Source organism: Moritella sp. 28, from assembly GCF_018219435.1.
In the GTDB taxonomy this organism is placed as follows: domain Bacteria; phylum Pseudomonadota; class Gammaproteobacteria; order Enterobacterales; family Moritellaceae; genus Moritella.
The window spans coordinates 2306657-2326067 of sequence record NZ_CP056121.1; the positions used below are offsets into that span (position 1 = coordinate 2306657).

A 19411-nucleotide genomic window follows, 5' to 3' on the forward strand; every position below is an offset into this window, starting at 1 on the left:
CTCAAATCAAGAGGCGGTTATGGATATAGCAAAGATCACGCAGCTCGTTGGCATTTTTCAACCTAAAAATTGGTTGAAAAATATTGCTGACAGTAATGTATTAGAAACAATTACCAACAAGAATGGTTGTGTTGAGATCCAGATACGGTTACCGTTTCCATCGTTGGATTTTGAAAGCGAAGTTAAAACCAAGTTAGAACCAAAAGTAGCACTCATGAAGGGCGTGGAAAGCGTTCAGTGGATGATAACATTAGATATTGCGACCTTAGCCCGTTGTAACGATGCGCCAGCTATTCACGGTGTGAAAAATGTGATTGCGGTTGCCTCTGGTAAAGGTGGAGTGGGTAAGTCAACTACAACCGTTAATACAGCGCTCGCATTGGCTAAAATGGGGGCAAAAGTCGGTATCATGGACGCGGATATCTATGGTCCTTCAATTCCCCTCATGCTTGGTGTAAGCGAATCTCGCCCTGAAGCATACGATGGTAATACCATGACTGCGATTAAGGCCCATGGTTTAGCGGTTAATAGTATTGGTTTTATTGCACTAAATGATCAAGCGATGATTTGGCGTGGTCCAATGGCAAGTAAAGCTTTAATGCAGTTACTCGGTGAAACACATTGGGGCGAACTTGATTATCTATTTATTGATATGCCACCGGGTACGGGTGATATTCAATTAACCTTGAGTCAAAATATTCCAGTAACGGGTGCATTGATCGTATCAACACCACAAGATGTTGCGCTTGCTGATGCTGCCAAAGGTATTAGCATGTTCAGACAAGTGAAAGTCCCTGTATTGGGTGTTGTCGAAAACATGAGTACGCATATCTGCAGTAACTGCGGGCACGAAGAAGCAATTTTTGGCACGGGTGGTGTGGTTAAAATGGCCGCACGTTTTGACACCGAATGTGTGGCTCAACTACCTTTACATATTGACTTGCGTGCGGATATAGATGCGGGTACACCAACAGTAGCTGCACAGCCTAATTCTGCATTCTCTGCTATTTATGCGCAACTAGCGAATGATATTGTCAGTAAAATGTTTTTTCAAACGCACACAATATCAACAGAGATACCAATTAAGCTAACGTGATATAGGTACTTTTATAACTTATTATAGGTATTTTTCGGTTTGCTCTAGAATGACAGACTATAAATTTCTATAATAACCAAGTCTTAAGCCCTAACGGATCATTTTATAAATGAATAATAAATCTAACTCTTGTGTGATCATCGCGATCGCAGGTGCCTCTGCATCTGGAAAAAGCCTACTTTCTTCAACAATCTACAACGAACTTGTTGCAGAGTTTAGCGAGTCACAAATTGCAGTCATTACTGAAGATTGTTATTACCGTGATCAAAGTCACCTCGAGATGGAAGACCGAGTTAAAACAAATTATGACCATCCACAAGCGATGGATCATAAATTATTGTGCAGTCATTTACAGGGTTTGAGTGACGGCAAAGCAGTTGAAATTCCAACGTACAGCTATACAGAACATACGCGTATGGCTGAGACGACTAAGTTGACACCCAAAAAAGTGATCATTTTAGAAGGTATTTTGTTACTGACAGATCCAGCTATCCGCAGCATTATTCACGCAAGTGTATTTATGGATACACCGTTAGACATCTGTTTTGTACGTCGTTTACAGCGTGATGTTGCTGAACGTGGCAGAACAATGGAATCGGTAATTGAGCAATACAATGACACGGTTCGTCCAATGTTCTTACAGTTTATTGAGCCATCAAAACAATATGCGGATCTTATTGTTCCGCGTGGTGGTAAGAATCGTTTCGCGATTGATACATTAAAAGCAAAAATTTGTCAGTTATTAAACGACTAATTTAAGTAGTTTGTAGTATCAACGCGAAAAGCATTATAATTAATACCAATCACAATTAATAGATGATCATTCTTTCTGGTTAAAACAGACACTAACAGTCTTGTTAATTTTGTAATTAGAATAACTAGTTACGGTAATTAACGCCTTGTTATTGTCAATTTTCCCAGCGAAATAATTGATCACTTATTTAATGTAATTGGTATAACACAGCATCCATTAAAGAGAGAAAACATGCGCCTGTGCGATACAGATATTGAAAAATACTTAGATGATGGTCGAATTGAGATAGAACCAAGGCCTGAACAAAGTAAAATTAGTGGCGTAAGCGTTGATGTTACTTTAGGTCATGAATTCCGAGTATTCCAAGCACATAACGCACCTTACATTGATTTGAGTGGTCCAAAAGAAGAAGTGGCTACCCAACTTGATAAAGTAATGAGTGATGAAATTGTAGTGCCTGACGGTGAAGCCTTTATTTTACATCCAGGTGAATTTGCTTTATCTGTGACGTTTGAAAAAGTAACGTTACCAGCAGATATCGTTGGTTGGTTAGATGGACGTTCATCATTAGCGCGTCTTGGTCTTATGGTACATGTAACAGCACACCGTATTGACCCAGGCTGGTCTGGTCGTATCGTACTTGAGTTTTATAACAGTGGTAAGTTGCCGCTAGCACTACGTCCGAAAATGACTATTGCAGCGTTAAACTTTGAAACACTGACCGCGCCTGCTGCACGTCCTTACAATCAACGTAAAGATGCCAAGTACAAAAACCAGCATGGTGCTGATTCAAGTCGTATTAACCAAGATGATAATGACAATCAGAGTGCATAATGGTTACTCAGTAATATAATGAGTAGCTAATTGGTATAGCAGTTAATATCTCACTAAATTAAAATACAAAAATGCCCATCACCGTTAAAGTGATGGGCATTTTTTTGTCTAGGTTTTACTTCGTTTTCTTAGCTAGTCGTAATTAGAAGATAAGATGTGCAACACCAGTGATAATCGGTAGTGTTATGATTGTACGTAGTACGAAGATAATAAACAAATCAACGATGTTAACCGGGATTTTACTGCCTAGCAGTAATGCGCCGACTTCTGACATGTAGATAAGTTGCGACACTGATACACCCGCAATGATGAAACGAGTCATGTCATTATCGAGTGACGTAGCAAGAATACTTGGTACAAACATATCGGCAAAACCAACCACTAACGATTCAGATGCTAGTGCAGCTTCTGGTACGTTCATGAATTGAAGGTAATACATAAATGGTTTACCAAGAATCGCAAATAGCGAGGTGTATTCTGCGATTAACAAACCAATTGTACCTATTGCCATCACTACCGGTAAAATACCAAATACCATATGTGCGGCATTTTTTAGGCCTTCGATGAATACAGCACGGTATGATGTGACTTTTGATGCTCTGTCAATGGCTTGATCAATACCCCATGAGAAAACATTATGGTTAGCTGGAATAGACTCTAAATCATGGTGTTTTTCAGTTCCATCGATATAGATATCTTTCTTCCAGCATAATGGCGGTAATTTAGGTACGATAATCGCTGCAACAATGCCCGATAATGTAATTGCTAAGTAATAAGGTAAGAAGTATTGCTCTAAATTCACTTGTGCGATAACAACAAGGCTGAATGTTATCGATACAGCCGAGAATGTGGTGCCAATGACGGCTGCTTCACGCTGAGTATAGAATTTTTCTTGATACTGTTTATCGGTCAGTAAGATACCTACGCTGCCATCACCTAACCAAGAGGCGATGCAGTCAACCGCTGAACGTCCTGGTAAATTGAAAATTGGGCGCATTATCTTTGTACATAGGGAACCACACAGCTCCAGCAACCCAAAGTTAAGCAATAAAGGCAGTAGCAGACCTGCAAAGATGAATACTGCAAATAGAGTCGGCAGTAAGTCATTGAGCACAAGGCCACCGGTATTTTCATTCCAGATATACTCTGGACCAATCTGATATACAGTCGCGATAGTAAACGCACAACTGATAATTCGAACGGCTAGCCAAAGCGGTGTCGGTATAAATAACTCATGAAGGAATTTACTCTGAGTAATAAACTTAGGCTTAAGTAAAACCGCTAATGTTGATGCCACCGCCATAAATGAAATGATGACGGTAATGATATGAAGCAAATAACCGTCCAGTGCTGCCATTAATACTTTTGCTAACAATGCGACGGGGATCGTCATGTCACCTTCATAGGTTACCGGGGTCATAAATAAAAATAAACCGATTAATGAAGGCAGTAAAAATCGTAATATTGATTTATTACCTGTGTGTGTCTGAGCATCTGTGTTTGTTTTGTTTAGATTACGCGGTGATTCCGCGTAAATATTATTATCTTTCATTGAATTGTTCCCTTTTATAGGACTAATTACTGATTACCAGTTCGGTATAACAGTATTGTCACTAAGTATTCCATCTTCCATTTTATTTAAGATTAGGTGTTTTTAATTGCCGTAAACTTAATTGCTGGAGATAGTAACTGCGAATATACATGTGAGAAACATATTATTAACACCATGTGTCAGCTGTCATGAAAATAAAATTTTTTATGTTGCTTTAGGTGTTTAATGTCACATAAATAGATTTTGATTTAGGCTGATTATATTGATTAGTGTGATTTTTCTAGTTTTATATATCGGAAATCAATAGATATGCAGTAAACGTGATTATATTTTCGTATTTTGTCTGTATTTGTGAATAATTTGTAAATAACCAAGTTGATTTTATGTTCTTTTTTTAAGCTAGTTTTTTCGCATCGCTGAATATAATGAGTTCTATTCTATAATCTAAATGTACTTTGCTTAGCTTTTATCTATGTTAGGTGTTTTATTGTTTATCTTTCTGCGTTTCTGGTAATTACATGATATTCTTAGAGTCGATAGTGTAAACATAATCTTCTATGTGTTGTCTTAGCTGATTAAGATATATTTCTATAAGGTGGTTTCAGGATGAAAAAAATACTTCTTGGTATTAGTGGGCTCATTGCGATTATTATCGTCGTGGGATTTATTGCAATTAAGTTTTTAGTTAATGAGGAGTTAATTAAAGATAATTTAATTACGCAAGCAAAGCAGTTCACTAAACAAGACGTCACAATTGAAGGTAATTTAAATCTAACTTTCTATCCACAAATTGGTTTTGAGCTAGGTAAAGTGACCTTATTCAATAAGCATGAATATGCGGACTCAAAACAAGTTGAAGTTAAAAGTGTACAGGTCGCTGTCGAATTGATGTCACTCTTTACCAAAACGATAGTGGTAACAAATGTGGAAGTGGATGGTCTAACCGTTAATGTCGAAACATTAGCCGATGGCCGTAATAACATGGATGAATTACTTGCCACATTATCACCACCAGAAAAGGCATTATCAAACGAAGATATTCAAGCGATTAAAGTCACACCAGAAGGTGAAATTGCGAAGAGCGAATATAAGTTTGTGATTAAAGGGGTGAATATAACCAACGCACAATTATCATTGAATAATCGTCAAGATGGTACCTACCATAAACTGTCTGACAGTAGCTTAACCGTCGGTGAGTTTGCCTTTGCCAAACCTGTTGCGATTACGTTAGCTGCAAATTACCGAACCAATGAGTTAACGGCTAAACTAAAAACAAGCATGATATTAACGATTGACGAGCAATTTAATGAAATAAAATTAGCGCAGCTTGATAATAAACTCGCGTTAACGGGCAAGTTATTACCGCGACCAGAAATGAATATTTCATTGCAAGGTGACATGACATACGATAATGCTTACAAAAAAATGAAATTGGCAGGACTTAAATTAGACGTTGATGAACTTAGTATTACTGGCGATCTGTCTGTTGATGTATTTTCAAAACCGAGTCTTGAATACAACTTAGCCATGAATACACTTGTTGTTGATGATTGGTTACCTAAGACTGAGTCTGTAGATAAAAAGACTGAATCGAAAGTGACAGACACAAATAAAAAAGTGACTCAAACCTCGACAGATAAGCAGGGTAAAAAAGCCGCTGCAGACGTAGAGCCTGACTTGAGTGCATTATCAAGTGTGAATCAAAAAGGGTCATTGACGATTACTCAAATTAAACAAGGCGAGTATGTCTTGGATAATGTTAAGGTTCAGAGTGAGTTAAAAGACGGCGTATTCCAGTTAACCAAATTATCTTCAGATCTTTATGAAGGGAAGTTAATGGTTAAAGCGTTATTAGATAGTAACAAGAAACCCGCTACATTTAATTTGAATAGTACGTTAGAAAAAGTACAGTCAGAACAATTGATCACGATCGCTGCAGGTAAAAAATTGTTAACGGGTTTGGTTGATGTTGACGTGCGTTTAAGTGGTAAAGGCTTAGCCATGACTAAACTTAAGTCTGCGACGAGAGGGACGATTAATACAACCTTTTCTGACGGTGCGCTGTTAGGGGTTAATGTAGCAAAAGAAGTGCGTAAAGCGATTGCTATGCTTGATAAGAAATCTGCCGATAATACGGATCAAAGTGAACAGACTGATTTCAGCGCGATGGTTGTAAACTTTAAACTCACTGACGGTAAGTTAACATCGACGAAAATCGATTTGGCTTCACCTGCGATCAATGTCAATGGCAAGGGCTATGCAGATCTGATGCGTGAAAAGCTTGATTTTACTTTTGGTGCTTCGCTTGCTGAAAACATTGGTGGTCAATCAAGTTCAACGATGAAGGCTGTACGTGATTTACGTCTTCCTATTGAAGTGAAAGGCAGCTTTGCAGCGCCACGTATCAAGTTTGATTTTAGTGATATTACTAAACAAGTGATAGAGCTTGAAAAAGATAAACTGATTGATAAGTATCTTGGGTCAGATGAAGACAAGAACAAGATTAAGAATGAAATATTTAGAGGTTTGAAAAAGCTATTCTAATCTGAGATTTAAGATTAGTAGTTTAAGTTTGGTTAGTTAAGCCTAAAAGCCTGTTAGTGAGATCACTAACAGGCTTTTTAATACGCTATTTTTAATTTTTTACTTAGCCGCCAATGATCTGCTGACCATAAAGGTATAATTGTTGCAGTAATTTCATTTTTCGCTCGTCATGGCTGTTTTCGATTGCTAATGCATCTAAACGTGCAAAATAGGCTGGCGCACTGTCTTCTAGTACTGTGCGACAATGATCAAGCCATTTTTGTTGCTCTGGCATTGATAATAAATGCGGGAAGTTACGTGCTCGATAGCGGAAGAACAATTCATTAAAACGCGCATCACTGACTTTCAGTTGCAGTCCTGCAAGTTGCTCTGGTGTTGTTTCGCGTAGTATTTCAAAGTTTGCTTTATCACCTGCACTAAAGAAGCCATCGTAGATCATTGCATCCACATTGGTTGATTTTGGATATTCACGTTCGACTTGATAAACACCCACAACATTCTCACGCAGTGTTGCGCTTTCTTTTAAACGTTTTAGGTTTGCAAGGCAGGCGTTGCGGTCAATCCCTAAACGTTCTGCATTTTCAGGTAATAAAGTTTTAGCCGGAGCTAGTACTGGACACTTATTGATATGAATAAGTTTTAGCGGGATAGGAGCTAGCTCACCTAGGTCTTTCTTTGGTGTATATAAACGTTCACGTAGTTCGTCCGCGCTTAACTCTAATAACGGCGTAATGTCTTGGGCTAAATCAGCCACGATAACCGCGTTGTTGTTGCTAGGGTGCCAAGCCAGTGGCACAACCCAGCTAGTGAACCCGCGATCTGCACCAAACATACCGCTTACATGCACTAATGGTGTCATGTTGATGATATCAATCAGCGATTCAACTTTACGTTTGCTGCGCAGGTTAAATAAGAAATCAAATAGTTTAGGTTGTTTTTCTTTGACCAGCTTAGCCATCGCGATGGTTGCATATACATCAGAGGTTGCATCGTGTGCATTGGCATGTTCAATACCATTAGCTTTGGTTAATAGCTCAAGGCGCATACTTGGCTGGCCGTCGTCATTTTCTGGCCAAATAATACCTTCTGGACGCAGCGCATAACAAGCACGCATTAAATCGATAATATCCCAACGTGAGTTTCCATCTTTCCAGGTGTGTGCGTATGGGTCGTAGAAGTTACGGTAAAAGATATTACGTGTTACTTCATCATCAAAGCGGATGTTGTTATAACCAATGATACACGTGTTTTTGTGGCTGAACTGCGCTTCAATACGTTTACTAAATTCTGCTTCCGTTACACCTTCTGCTTGGGTCTTTTGAGGTGTGATCCCTGTGATCATGGCAGCTTCTGGCGAAGGAAGGTAATCATCTGATTGACGGCAGTAAAACATATCTGGTTCGCCGATTACGTTAAAGTCCATGTCAGTGCGAATACCAGCAAATTGAGAAGGACGATCCAGTGACGGGCTTAATCCGAAAGTCTCATAATCATGCCAGTAAAAAGTCGGCTGATTTGTTGCTGTTTTGTTTGAATTGTTATCCATACTACGCCTTGTACTTATTCATTTTTATCTAATTAGATGTTTATTTTTTATTGTTATGCTGAGTTGGTTCAGAAACTTGCATTACAATTTACATCACGTTTAATTTTCGTTTCTAGTGATTTTAGAATGTCTCTAGGATGATATCCAGAGATTAAGCTAAGCGAAGCGTGAGAGCAAGTTATTAAGCGTCGTAAATCTATGTTTGATGGTAATGATCCGAAATCTTATTCAGAATAATCATTAATACGAAATGTTTGGTTGTGAGATGTAATATATAGGCTCCAAGGTTGGATGAATATTCTAATTTATTGGCCTAGTGTTGATGTGGCCAAGTGTTGATCGAGGGTACGAGTAACAAGCCGACGAAGAAAAGGTTCAGATTTTAAATTCCTGAGCAGTTAATGGATAAATCTAAGGTGTATTGATAGCCAAAACTTTGAAGTACTTCGGGTGTGATTACGAGTGTCTTTATTGTAGGTAGGTGAGGTCCTACCTTAAATGTCGAATATTAAATATTCATAAAATGACTTATTTTCCAAGGTTGGAGGTTTACCATGTCTGCTGAAAAAAAATTCGATTCCCCTGAATCCGTGACAATAGAAGAACCTGTAATATCGGGTCAAGATGACTCACGCATTATTGAGCTTCCTGATCAGGACACTAAATTACTTTCTGCGAGGGATATTAATAGCAAAATGGGTGATTTCGAAATCCATTTTGACACGTTAACTAAAGATTTCTCTGAAGCTCAAGACGACTTGGGAGCCACTATTCGTTCATTACGAAGTCGCAACGCCAAACTTGATAAGAAGATTGAAAGTGTAGGTTCTAATTTAAGTCAATCTACCTTGGAACAAGTTAAGTTATCGGATGATCTAGAACAGCGTATACAGGCTAAACTGAATGCGTTAACGGGCGGTTTTGAGGATGCGAATGAATCCATTATTGAGCAGGGTGAGCAGCTCAAGCGCTTGTTCACGGTTCAAACTGCTTTTGAAGAAATGCAAAAGCGACTTGAAAAAAATGCCGATGATACCGACGAGGTCCTGCAAGCTCACACACGGGAATCCTATCAAAGAATTCAGGCGAACAAAGCCCAAGTGGAAGGGTTGAAAGCGCTGCATCAAGATCAGAAAAAATCACTTGTCATATTATCCGAAGAACATGAATCACTGAAAGGCCAAGTTAACGATCTTGCTGATAAAGTCTATAGCATCGAGTTGAATGCGAGCAGCTTGAAGCGCTACACGCGCAAAGGGTTTAAAGTTGTTGCGGGTGTAGGCACTGGGGTGACTATTGCTCTGGCCTCTGCGATAACCTTGCTTGAACTGAATCCTACCGTTGTCCCTGAGTTTGTAAAAACTGAATTGTCTGAATTGACATCATCGTTATCGACGCTTAATAGCTCAGTGACCGAGATTAAAACTGAAACGGCACTGCAGTCAGAAATTGGTACCGAATTAATAGGTGATGTTGCAGATGTGAAGACAAAATTTGCTGAACTCGAAGCCAAGGTTGAAACCATCGATGAACGACGTAGTGCAGAGCGTTTAGTATTACAGTCCCAAATAGAAAAGAGCACTGCTCAGCTAGGTCATCTCACAGCGACTCTCACATCGGTTAAAACGGGTATGGATGACTTGAAGTTTCAGGTCGAAGGCCCAGGAAATAAAAATGGAGCAGTAACTCAATCGTTAGTACCACTCAATAATGTCGGCTGGATAGCCCAGCGTAATCCTGCTCATTATACGATTCAGTTGATGGGTGCTTATGACGAAAACTACTTAATTTCTTATGTGAATCAAAATGAAATAGGGCTGAGTGGAAAATTGCTTTCTTTTAATAAGAGCCTGCATATTCAGCGTGATTGGTATAATTTGTACTACGGTGACTTTGCCAGTTTTACTGAGGCGCAGGTTGCAATGAGTGTTTTACCACTTCGCCTGAAAACGAACTACCCATGGATCCGTGATTTTGATTCGATTTTGAAAAGTGCTATTAAGTAAAATTACGTGGCACGGAAGTATAGCAAGATCTTAATCCATGTTTGAGTTAAGCACAGGTAGATGGCGAGTTACAATACTGTCTACCTTGCTTCTCTAGTGGTTAAGGATGATCGAGTAATCTAAAGTTCCAATTTTCGACGGTATTGGTTTCTAAGCGTTTGCTTGCGGCCTCACCCCATATAGGTGTCAGCGCTGGCATTTCTATCAATCGAATTAGGTTAGCTTTGTTTAATGGCTCACTAAAGAATAATTCACATACTTGTTTAACTGTGGTTGCAGATTCAAGTCGTTTAATGAGGTGTAGTTCATCACTTTGGGCGATCATACCCGGTTTGATAACACGATATAACCAGCCACAACGGCTTAATGCTTGCATCTGAGCTGAAATGTCGGAGACATTCCAACGGGTATTTAATTTAAAACAAGGTAGGCGAGGTTGACTCACTTCGATAATAGCTTCGCCCCATTGATATTGATCTCCAATACAAACATTTTCTTCTGTCATACCTATTGCACTGATATTTTCACCCATGCCGGGCGCTTCAAATCGTGGTTGCTTGTTATTGCGTGGTGAAAATACTTGCTGCCAGAATGAATAATGCTCGGCAGGGTACTGATGCAAAGCACGCTCAAGACCACCGTGGTATTTTTTATCGGCAGTCGTATCGTTTTCGAGTCCAAGTTCAGAAAGATAAATGCAGGTGTTGACCGTTTCTTTATCAATTGCAGAATCAAAACCGTAGTGATGCTTAACCTGACCGATATAAATTTGAACCTTGTGTGTTTGACGGCTGATTTGTAATAAAGAGTCAGGCATTCTCACATTTCCTTTAATAAATAAAATTTAGTTTGATCATTCTCACAGAGGCAACTCGAAACCTCAAGGATAATCAGAAACATCTGATATAATCGCTTCTAGATTTTAATCGGCACTCATTAGGTTAAAAAAATTATGTTATTATTTTTAGCTTTTTCCAACACTAAAAAATTAATTTAGTCTAGTCTAAATGGAGCTGAAACTGCACATTTATGAGTTATCACATTATTTTTAAGTTTTTTTCGTAAATATGCTTTTAATCACAGCGACAAAGGTATAGAATCCGCCTCCTAATTTTTCGAGAAAGCTACTAAAATGTAGCAGGTTATCTGCAAGGTAGACAATGAGTCATTACACAGTATTAGGTTTATCAACATGGTTCGAACTAGTCGAACGCATCGGCTCAGAAGCAGAAGCCAAGACGTATTTTTCAGAAACGAAACTAGTTGAGTATAACAACCGAACTTGCCTAGAGTTAATTGAAGCTGGTATGTTAATGCATTTGAAGAATTGGTTAGCAGTACAATACCAAGAATTCAAATCAACGGGTGAACGTTTACGTCGTGAGCAAGTCTCACAGTCTACAAACTCTATCTCAAGTAAACTTTACTCGATAGAAGTGATTAGAACGCGTCCACAAGTGAATGGGCAACAAGCACAACAACAAAGACAACACGTTGCATCGTCACAATTTGCGACAAGCCAGGTTCGTCCTGTACATGCAACTGCAACACCTGCTGCAATTAAGCCGGAAGTTGCAAAACCTGTTGTTGCTGCACCAGTAGCGCCACCGAAACCACGCGTAATTACGTCAAAAATGCCAGCACCAGAAAAGAAACCTGCTGCAGCATCGATGGCTAACTTCTTTATGCGTCAGGTTCGTGCGACTAAATCTGAATTGGAAGATCGTAAGCACCATAATTAAGTGACGCTAAACGCGTACCTAAATATGTGAATGACTCAGTAGCAGGTATTATCCCACGACGGTGGAGATAGAACTTGCTACTGGGTCATTTTTTTATCTGCAATTTAGCAATTTATTTCTAAGTGGTATCACTTTATGCGCATTCATAATGTTCATCGATTAGCGACACAGCGTTTAGCTGACAGCACTAAACCTTTTAAAGCCCGTGGCGGACGCTTACGTCGTTGCGATTATTGCATGCTAGGCAAACAGTTTTGTATTTGTGAGCATCAACCACTCGTTAAGTCGACAGCTGGTTTTATGCTGGTGATGTTTGATTATGAAATGATTAAGCCAAGCAATACGGGTCGTTTGATTGCCGATGTGGTTGAAGATACGTTTGCTTATCAATGGTCGCGCACTGAACCTAATCAAGAGATGATCGACATCATCAATACTGATTGCTGGCAACCATTCATTATCTTCCCTGAAGAGTATGTGGTTGAGCGTGAGCGGGTACAAACAGGGCCATTAATAATTGAACCGGGTAAACGACCGTTATACATCTTACTCGATGGCAGTTGGCGTGAAGCGAAGAAGATGTTCAAAAAGAGCCCCTGGTTAGAACATATTCCGGTCATCTCATTTGATCCTGACGTGGTTTCCCAATATCAGATCCGTAAGGCTGCAAAAGACAATCAGCTCGCAACGGCTGAAGTTGCGTCACTGGTTCTCGGTCATCACGGTGAAGCATTGAATGCTGACATTCTTGCTTGCTGGTTTGATGTTTTCCGTGAACGTTATCTCGCAGGTACTAAGCAAATTGACGTCGGTGTTGATGCGGCCCTTAAACGGTTGCATACACTAACAGTTTAATTGTTATCGATCAGAACGGTTGTATGCATGTGGAAATGCGTATAGCCAATTTTGATGTTTTTCCTTTCCTTGTTAATCCTCTTTTTCTTAATATTAATAGCCTATATTCATATCTCTGAGGTATTATACTCATCACAATAGATAGATGGGTATTAGACTCAATTTAACCTTTCGTGGATAGAATATGCAGAGTAAAAATGAAATGACATTACCGATTCGCTGGGGAATTATCGGCTGCGGCAATGTAACGGAATTAAAAAGTGGTCCTGCATATCAAAAAGTAGCGGGATTTAAACTGTCGGCTGTAATGCGACGTAATCTTGATCTTGCCCAAGATTATGCTTTAAGACATAAGGTTGAAGCATACTCCTCAAATCCGGACGATATTATTAATAGCGATAATATTGATGCTGTTTATATCGCGACTCCTCCCGATAGTCATAAGCTTTATGCCTTGAAAGTTGCACAAGCAGGTAAACCTTGTTGTATCGAGAAACCGTTAGCACCAAATTATGCGGATAGCCTCGACATTTATAATGCGTTTAATGATAAGAATATTCCCTTGTTTGTGGCTTATTACCGTCGTTCATTACCACGTTTTAATAAAGTGAAAGCCTTACTTGAAGCTGGCGCTATTGGCCAAGTAAGAACGATTAATGCATTTTTGAATAAACCCGCCAATGCATTAGATTTATCGGGTCAGTTTAATTGGCGAACAGATAAAGACGTTGCTGTTGGTGGTTACTTTGACGATCTAGCGAGTCATGGACTCGATCTGTTTGCTTATTTGCTGGGTGAATTTGATATTGTTAAGGGGCTTGGAACCAATCAGCAAGGGCTGTATTCATCGTTAGATTCGGTATCCGCATGCTGGCAACATAAAAGTGGCGTGACAGGCGTTGGAAGTTGGAATTTTGGTGGTTGTACACGGGAAGATCGGGTTGTGATCACTGGCAGTAAAGGTGAAATCCGTTTTTCTATTTTTGATGAAGCCGCCGTTATTCTGCAAACACTTGCTCAACGCCAAGAATTTATCATTGAGAACCCTGAAAATATTCAACTCTATCATGTGCAGAATATGCGGGAGCATCTTGTTAATAACATTGACCACCCATCTAGCGGTGAAACGGCTTTACATACCAGTTGGGTCATGGAGCAAATATTAGGTGATAATAAATAACCGCGTCGAATAAGAATTACTGGGTGTTACAAAAACGTAAAAATGTAGGTCGGTGGTAAATTAGATTTGTATCAACTTGTATATTAACATATTAACATTTTAACTATTCTTATTTGTTATGTTTTTGTAGTTTACCCTTGACGTAGGGACTCATTTTATTTTAGAATTTATCACGAAACTACCTCTTTATTTCCACCTTTGTGTCATTTAGATCATATTTTTATAAATGGCATATTTATGACATTTTATCTGTGTAATAGTCATGTCAAAATAAGACGGTGTGTTTTTATTTGGTTACTCATGCCGTTTATATGGATAAATAAGGTGTCTAAATGGAATTGCCTCCCAAAGAAATCATGTTCGAATATGTGCCAACCACGCAGGAAGTAGAAACGTTATTACAACAAACACCTGGTGCTAAAATCAATATTGCTAATACTAAGCATGCCTGTGATATAAGCAAAATCAAGCACCTGACACATTATGGCCATTGTATTAATGGTATTAATATCGAAATAGATATGTGTGACGAATCAGAACTAGAGCCTTTATGGTCATTTCTTGAATTGGATTTTTTACGTATAAGCTTTGTTAGTAAAGACGTGCTAGAGGATGATTTTAAAGCTTTTTTAACTTGGCTCGAAAATGAGGATAAATTGGAAGCGCTGTCACTCGAAACCCAACCGCTACATCATGAGAATGGACTACATCTATTGTCAATTTATTTTGCATCGGCTAAACAATTTCCAGTTTCTTTGTTTATCAAACATAAAGTGACAGCCATGGAAATCCCTGAATTACCATCTTTACAGGTGTTCCATAATGCCAGCGTAGAGATGAGTATGGGCACATTTTAGGTGACGTAAAAATAAAGAGTGCAGGGTGATCGTAATCCTGCACTGTTATTATCTTACGGCTCATGCGCCTCTAAAATACGTCGCATAAACGAGTCAAGTTGTTGTTGCTCATCTGGTGATAACACACTTAATATATTTCTTTCTTTTTGATGTAATCTTGGCATGACAGTTTCAATTAATTGCTTGCCAGTCGCTGTCAGGCGTACAAGCTTACTGCGTTTATCTTCTGGGTTATCAACCCTTTCAATCAATTCTGCTTGGTTTAAACGATTCAATACTTTGGTCAGTCCACCAGAGCTAAATATCATTGACTGATATAGTGCCGTGGGTGACATACAATAAGGTATTGGGTTCCGCCTTAATGTCGCTAATACACTGAATTCTGCGCGTTGTAAATTATGGCTTTCAACAAGCGTTTCCATTTTATTGTGAAATAGATTACTGACACGGAGTAAGCGTAATAATGCGGGAGAAACCGTGTCAGCGCACTGGGGCCAGTTTTCACTCATTGCTTCAAGTATGTCGTTAATGCTATTAGTCATCATTCAATCCCTATCTATGTTAGTAGCCTCGATAATATATCTTGCCAGAAAGCTAAAGTCCAGTTATTATCTTTCTGGAAAGATAAATTGGAGGCGTTAAAATGACACAGAGTAATGGATCTTCACTTGCCACGAGTGAGATAAAAATTGATACGATAGATAATACCGGAAAAATGAATAAGACATTGATTGTAACGCTGGCTGCAGTATTTGCATTAACCCCTTTTACCATTGACAGTTATTTGCCAGCAATGCCAACCATGGCGAACGCAATGGGCGTTGATATTTCTTTGATGTCAGTGACGGTAAGCTTATACATTTTTGGACTGGCTATAGGGCAGTTAATCGGTGGGCCCTTGTCAGATAAGAAAGGCCGTGGTTTTGCTATGATTGCTGGTTTAGCTGTGTTTGCGGTTGCGAGCATATTATTAACCACTGCAAATCAAATTGAAGTCTTGTGGTTATGGCGAGTGTTGCAAGCTATCGGTGGTGGTATGGCTGTTGTTGGTGTCCCTGCAACTATTCGGGATACGACCAGTGGTAAAGAAGCCGCTAAGTTATTTTCGTTGATTGCGCTCATTATGATGATTGCACCCTCTATCGCGCCGACAGTGGGTACCATCATTATGTCGTTAGCTGATTGGCGTTGGATCTTTTATACACTTGCGATCATGGCTGTACTGGTGGCTATTCTCGTTATGTGCTTTATGCCTGAGCCAACTGAAAAGGTTACACTTGAACCCGTATCTTCAGAAATACAGCAAAAGTTCGGGTTATTATCGGTATTTAGTGAAAAGCGCGCATTAGGCTTTATGGTTGCACAAGCGTTTGCTTATTCAGTGATGATGATATTTTTAACGAATGCGTCGATGATGTATATGGAAGTGTTTGGTCAAACGCCAAAACAGTTTTCAATGTTGTTCTTTGCCAATATCTGTGGTTTGGTGGTTGTTAACCGCGCGAATACATTTTTATTATCGCGGTTTGAACCTGAAGCTTTATTAAAAGCGTTTCTAAGCTTGCAAGTGTTTGGTGGCATAATATTAGTGACAGCATCTGTGCTTGTACCTGGTGCTTTATATGTGGCTGCCGTCGGGTTTGTTATTGCTATTTCGGCAAATGGTGCGGTGATCTCAAATTCAAGTGCATGTTTTATGAAGAGTTTTGGGCGTAATGCTGGCTCTGCTTCTGCGGTATTAGGAGCAACTCAATATACAATAGGTGGGACTGTGAGTGCACTATCTGCATTTATAAGTCTGGGTTCAGTGCAACCTGTCGTTATCATGATGCTGCTTTCGTCTATGATAGCGCTTACGGGGGCCACAATTGCCGCAGCCTATTCTCGTAAAACTGTGTCATAACAACATTGAGCAAGGGCTGAGAAAGGAACTACCAGCCTCCTTGCTTACAGCAGACAAATAAATTGTATTATTATTCATTCAGTAATTGCGCGCATAATTTCACAAAGTCAGATGAAGTAACAATACCAATGACTTTGTTCTGATTATCGATGACCGGAAGACAGCCAAGTTTATTACCAATAAAGTATTCAACAACAATTTTAAGCGGTTCGTCTTCGGTTAGTTTCTGAAAGTCTGATTCCATTAAATCTTCGATTAACTGACCACGTTCTTTTCTTGCGAGTATGTCAGTGCCGTATTTGTTCATCATTGAAATGACAGTGCTGATCATTTTTTTGTGAGTCAGAATACCAACCAGCGTGCCATCGTCTTCAGAGATAACGGGTAAATGGCGCACACCACGAGTTTGCATGAGTTCATGCGCATCTTTTAAACTGGCTTTATGGCTAATACAAACAATATTGTCTGCCATTATATCTCTTACTTTCATATATTAACTCTGTGTTATGTTGTATTGATTTATTTAGTATACCCAAATGTGAATAGAATGCGATGTTAAGATTAAAATAACTATAAATTCATTCAATTTATCAGCAAGTTAATAGCAATCGTGTTGATTATTTAAATTTTATTTTAATAAGTTCGAGTGATAATTAACCAAAAACATTAACTTTTAATTAAATATGCATATTAATAATATAAAATAAATTTTACTGTTGTTTGCTTTGGTTTCAATAAATATAATGGCTTCCCGATCGTGCATATAAAAATGTTAACCATTGTTTGGCACTAATATTTTTTATAGTTCTTTATTGATTGCGCTTCGTAATGTAACAGTATGTCAGTTTGGTGTTATTGTTAATAATAATGTGATAATTTAACCACTTATATTTATAGATGGAGTTAGTGATGAAGGGATCGATCCTTGAATTTGATATCGGAAGTAAGAACGGCGTTATTTCTGGTGAGGATGGATGTCGTTATTTATTTAATATCAATCAGTGGATGTACCAAGGACTACCTCAGATAGGTAGTCGAGTTTACTTCACTTTAAAGTCCGGTGAACTTGTTTCAGTCACAATGACAACAGTAGGGAAATCAAAGAAAATGGGCGCGGTATTATTTGCTTTTTTCTTTGGCGCTTTAGGCTTCCATAAATTTTATTTAGGGTACCATAAACAAGGTATTTGCATGTTGGTGTTGTTTGTATTAGGTTATGTTTTTCTCGGTTTACCTTCGATGGTCATTGCGATTATTGCTTTGGTTGAGTTTGTTATCTATTTGTTTAAGTCAGATGTTAAATTTGAACAAGAATATGTATTAGAAAGCCGTCCTTGGTTCTAGTTATCAGGGTTATCATTCCGCGGTTATTTTCTCAATAGTATGTCCAGTCAGAGTTCCTAATACTGTATTTTTACGCTTATCTGAACGTTGTTTTCGCACCTGCGATGCAACAAAATCTGCCACTTCATTTGCTTCTAATGGTTCTTTCTGCACCACAATTATTGGTAATGGTGCCGTGACTGTTTTTAATCCGGTTACTTTTACAATATTCGCTGCTGGTTGTACTTTGACTGGTCGGCGAATACGTAATGCATGCTCTGGTGTCGTGGCTATTTTTTGATATAACTGCGCTAGTGCTAATTGGTTATCTAGTGTCGCTCTTTCTTGTTCAATCGTGATTTGTGCTAATAACTTTATCTTATCGGGTTGGTGTAATGAATCTTTACGCTGCCAACTAAAACGCACTGATTTAACTAACTCATCATCTACACAATGTATTTTTCGATAGAGGTGTACAGTCATTACCCCAGGACAATTATCGTGTATTGCGCTGAATCGCGCTTGGCGTGTGTCATTCTCGCTAACAACAGCATGTTCTATCTTCGCTTTGATCGTATTAATGGCATTAATTTGTGTAACTATTTTCTCTGTATTGTCGTGGTCTGGGTGTAAATGAATAATACCGACATAGCGGCGGGCTGATTTTTGCGAAAATGGGTGTTTAATGTGAATGTCTTTAAAGGCTTCTGCTGCTAACTTCATTGCCAACATATCGGTCGTTAATTCGGGAATGATTTCGTTTATTATTGCTTGCTCTTGGCCTTTTAGTACCGTTGGGATCCGGCTAACTAATGCCTGCACAGGCTGTGTGTTTCCTAGCAGTTTTTTTAATAGGTCTAAATCTGCGGTGAGTTGATCAAATAAGCTTTTAATATCAGTCATGTTTAATCCTAGTGTTAACCATAATTATCGTTAATCACTAGCATAGTAATGAGTAGACCATCATGCAATAGCGTGACTAATTAGGTGATCGCTATGTGATCATCGCTGCTCATTCGTTGATCGATCTTGTGATGCTACTGATTTTTAAAGGTTTCAGTAAGCTTGGTTTTCTATTGCTATTTTATTTGAAGGAAACTTAGTTTTAGTGTGAAAATATTATGTATATTTTTACGGCTATTATTGACTTCACAATTCTTTTATTTTTATTTATTGACGTATTTTTGTTGTATTCGTACTCAAATATCATTGTATAACA

General features: G+C 38.7%; 17 protein-coding genes. 11 read left to right on the forward strand and 6 right to left on the reverse strand.

The window, feature by feature from the left end:
• Positions 1-19 precede the first annotated feature (19 nt).
• The 3 genes from apbC to dcd all read left to right on the forward strand — a co-directional run bounded on the left by apbC (position 20) and on the right by dcd (position 2684).
• Positions 20-1096: an iron-sulfur cluster carrier protein ApbC gene (apbC, locus tag HWV02_RS10290; protein ID WP_211690410.1), complete on the forward strand. Its 1077-nt coding sequence runs from the start codon at positions 20-22 to the stop codon at positions 1094-1096.
• A 109-nt stretch (positions 1097-1205) separates the two neighbouring features.
• On the forward strand, positions 1206-1850 hold the full coding sequence (gene udk, locus HWV02_RS10295) for a uridine kinase (RefSeq protein ID WP_211690411.1): 645 nt from the start codon (positions 1206-1208) through the stop codon (positions 1848-1850).
• 231 nt (positions 1851-2081) lie between these two features.
• The gene (gene dcd, locus HWV02_RS10300; RefSeq protein WP_211679561.1) at positions 2082-2684 is read left to right on the forward strand and encodes a dCTP deaminase; all 603 of its coding nucleotides are present in this window, start codon (positions 2082-2084) and stop codon (positions 2682-2684) included.
• 142 nt (positions 2685-2826) lie between these two features.
• Here dcd and HWV02_RS10305 read toward each other — a convergent pair whose 3' ends face one another.
• Positions 2827-4236 carry a YjiH family protein gene (locus HWV02_RS10305; protein ID WP_211679562.1) on the reverse strand — a complete coding sequence of 470 codons (1410 nt, stop codon included), beginning with the start codon at positions 4234-4236 and terminating at the stop codon, positions 2827-2829.
• 606 nt (positions 4237-4842) lie between these two features.
• Between HWV02_RS10305 and HWV02_RS10310 the strand changes: the two genes are divergently transcribed.
• Complete coding sequence (locus tag HWV02_RS10310) at positions 4843-6780, forward strand: AsmA family protein (protein ID WP_211690412.1); 1938 nt, start codon at positions 4843-4845, stop codon at positions 6778-6780.
• Positions 6781-6883: 103 nt separating this feature from the next.
• Here the strand turns inward: HWV02_RS10310 and sbcB are convergent, their stop codons facing one another.
• Complete coding sequence (gene sbcB, locus HWV02_RS10315) at positions 6884-8326, reverse strand: exodeoxyribonuclease I (protein ID WP_211690413.1); 1443 nt, start codon at positions 8324-8326, stop codon at positions 6884-6886.
• Between the two features lie 554 nt (positions 8327-8880).
• Here sbcB and HWV02_RS10320 point away from each other — a divergent pair.
• Positions 8881-10332 carry an SPOR domain-containing protein gene (locus HWV02_RS10320; protein ID WP_211690414.1) on the forward strand — a complete coding sequence of 484 codons (1452 nt, stop codon included), beginning with the start codon at positions 8881-8883 and terminating at the stop codon, positions 10330-10332.
• 100 nt (positions 10333-10432) lie between these two features.
• Here the strand turns inward: HWV02_RS10320 and HWV02_RS10325 are convergent, their stop codons facing one another.
• A complete protein-coding gene (locus tag HWV02_RS10325) occupies positions 10433-11149 on the reverse strand; it encodes an MOSC domain-containing protein (RefSeq protein WP_211690415.1) in 717 nt (238 codons plus the stop codon).
• Positions 11150-11492: 343 nt separating this feature from the next.
• Here HWV02_RS10325 and HWV02_RS10330 point away from each other — a divergent pair, with 343 nt between their 5' ends.
• From HWV02_RS10330 to HWV02_RS10345, 4 genes are all read left to right on the forward strand, one after another.
• Entirely contained in the window at positions 11493-12074 is a 582-nt protein-coding gene (locus HWV02_RS10330) for a hypothetical protein (RefSeq protein ID WP_211679567.1), read from the forward strand.
• A 135-nt stretch (positions 12075-12209) separates the two neighbouring features.
• Positions 12210-12929, forward strand: a complete 720-nt coding sequence (locus HWV02_RS10335) for a tRNA-uridine aminocarboxypropyltransferase (protein WP_211679568.1) — start codon at positions 12210-12212, stop codon at positions 12927-12929.
• A gap of 184 nt (positions 12930-13113) precedes the next feature.
• Complete coding sequence (locus HWV02_RS10340; RefSeq protein ID WP_211679569.1) at positions 13114-14109, forward strand: Gfo/Idh/MocA family protein; 996 nt, start codon at positions 13114-13116, stop codon at positions 14107-14109.
• 332 nt (positions 14110-14441) lie between these two features.
• Positions 14442-14966 (forward strand): hypothetical protein, encoded by a 525-nt coding sequence (locus HWV02_RS10345; RefSeq protein WP_211690416.1) that lies wholly within the window; start codon positions 14442-14444, stop codon positions 14964-14966.
• 53 nt (positions 14967-15019) lie between these two features.
• Here the strand turns inward: HWV02_RS10345 and HWV02_RS10350 are convergent, their stop codons facing one another.
• Complete coding sequence (locus HWV02_RS10350) at positions 15020-15511, reverse strand: MarR family winged helix-turn-helix transcriptional regulator (protein ID WP_255547156.1); 492 nt, start codon at positions 15509-15511, stop codon at positions 15020-15022.
• A 98-nt stretch (positions 15512-15609) separates the two neighbouring features.
• On the opposite strand from HWV02_RS10350, the gene HWV02_RS10355 reads away from it, so the two are divergent.
• Positions 15610-16869: a multidrug effflux MFS transporter gene (locus HWV02_RS10355; protein ID WP_211690417.1), complete on the forward strand. Its 1260-nt coding sequence runs from the start codon at positions 15610-15612 to the stop codon at positions 16867-16869.
• A gap of 70 nt (positions 16870-16939) precedes the next feature.
• Here the strand turns inward: HWV02_RS10355 and HWV02_RS10360 are convergent, their stop codons facing one another.
• Complete coding sequence (locus HWV02_RS10360) at positions 16940-17359, reverse strand: HPP family protein (protein WP_067046411.1); 420 nt, start codon at positions 17357-17359, stop codon at positions 16940-16942.
• A gap of 419 nt (positions 17360-17778) precedes the next feature.
• On the opposite strand from HWV02_RS10360, the gene HWV02_RS10365 reads away from it, so the two are divergent.
• A complete protein-coding gene (locus HWV02_RS10365) occupies positions 17779-18213 on the forward strand; it encodes a TM2 domain-containing protein (protein WP_255550655.1) in 435 nt (144 codons plus the stop codon).
• A gap of 12 nt (positions 18214-18225) precedes the next feature.
• Here the strand turns inward: HWV02_RS10365 and HWV02_RS10370 are convergent, their stop codons facing one another.
• Positions 18226-19095, reverse strand: coding sequence for a DNA replication terminus site-binding protein (locus tag HWV02_RS10370; protein ID WP_211690419.1), 870 nt, complete (start codon positions 19093-19095; stop codon positions 18226-18228).
• Between the last annotated feature and the right edge of the window lie 316 nt (positions 19096-19411).